General features: G+C 68.6%; 2 protein-coding genes. One reads left to right on the forward strand and one right to left on the reverse strand.

Annotated features, from left to right (window positions below; all coding sequences use genetic code 11):
* The first annotated feature begins 137 nt into the window (after nt 1-137).
* Complete coding sequence (locus C1J01_RS50875; RefSeq protein ID WP_220040498.1) at nt 138-566, forward strand: hypothetical protein; 429 nt, start codon at nt 138-140, stop codon at nt 564-566.
* 46 nt (nt 567-612) lie between these two features.
* On the opposite strand, the gene C1J01_RS48115 is transcribed toward C1J01_RS50875, so the two are convergent.
* Nucleotides 613-1,143: a hypothetical protein gene (locus tag C1J01_RS48115; protein WP_111185828.1), complete on the reverse strand. Its 531-nt coding sequence runs from the start codon at nt 1,141-1,143 to the stop codon at nt 613-615.
* Nucleotides 1,144-1,262 lie beyond the last annotated feature (119 nt).

Genomic DNA, 1,262 nt, shown 5'->3' on the forward strand with positions numbered 1-1,262 from the left:
CCCCGACACCGTCGGACCCGCCCGCGTCGGAGCCGGCGGAGCCGTCCACCACCCCCAGTGAGACGCCGGCCAGCACACACCGCGCCGCGCCGGGCTCGCCGATCACGCACAACGAGTTCGACGACTGGCGTTTCTCCATGGGAACGGTCAAGTTCAACGCCAACAAAGTGGGCGGCTGGACGTACGACTCGTGCGACCCGGTGGACGGGCGCGGCGTCCTGGCCAAGAACAAGTGCCAGCGCGCCATCCAGCTCGCCTACTCCGCGTACGGCGGGCACCTCAAGGCGGTCCAGATCGCGATGTCCTTCCCCACCGACCAGGCGGCGAAGACCGCCGCCGATCGGCTGTCGAAGCTGAACTCGGACGCCGTCCGGTGGCGCGTGGACAAAACGCTCGACACGTACGCGTACGGCAAGATCCTGACGGGGGCGTCGAAGAAGTACCTGGTCATCACGATCGTCACCGCCGACAAGTCAGCCCGTGCGGCGGCCACCAACTTCCACTCCTACCTACAGGCCGACCACGCCGGCTACTTCCTGTCCCGCGACCTGACCATCACCAGCTGACCCTGGAGGCCCGACTCCCGACCACCTGAGACCCGGAGCGCGACGGTCAGTCGATGCTGAAGCTTCCCTCGAAGGGCGCGCTCCGGACCCCGCCGAACAGGGCGCCCGCCTCGCACCGGCCCGCCCCGCCCAGCAGGCTCGTGTCGAACGCGCCCCGGAACCGCCGCCCCTCGAACACGCCTTCCCGCACCACACCCCACATCGTGACCCGGTTGGCCGTGGTGTCCTCGATGGCGACGTCCGCCGTGCTCGTCGGCTTGGCCTTTCCCAGCTGCCACTGGAGGGTGGCGGTGCCCGTACCGCGTGCGAAGTCGCGATCCACGCACGCGAGGTCCACGCCCTCGAACTCGGCGCTGAACCGAACGGCCGTGATGCCGAGCGCGCTGTGGTCGATGCAGTCCTGCTGGGTGCCGCGATAGGTGACGTGCTGCGACTGCACGGTCATCTGCACACCGGGCAGGAAGTGCGCGTTCCCCGCGGCCCGGCACGAGATTTCGGTGGCGGCGTACGCCGGGGAGGGAGCGGCGAGGAACGGCAGAGCGACGAGAACGGGCAGTGCCCGGACGACAGCAGACAAGAATCTGCTCCTTTCAAGACCAGGAGAAGCCCCGGCCTCCCGTGAACGAAGGGTTTCCCGGTCACCGGACGCTACGGCCTGGCTCTTATACACATCTCCGAGCCCACGAGACTAGCGCT

Origin of the sequence: Nonomuraea aridisoli (assembly GCF_003236395.1) — a bacterium.
GTDB classification, from domain to species: Bacteria; Actinomycetota; Actinomycetes; order Streptosporangiales; family Streptosporangiaceae; genus Nonomuraea; species Nonomuraea aridisoli.

Bases quoted from the DNA above. Each gene is read 5' to 3' on its own strand.
- C1J01_RS50875 (WP_220040498.1), top strand. From the start codon at position 138: ATGGGAACGGTCAAGTTCAACGCCAACAAAGTGGGCGGCTGGACGTAC.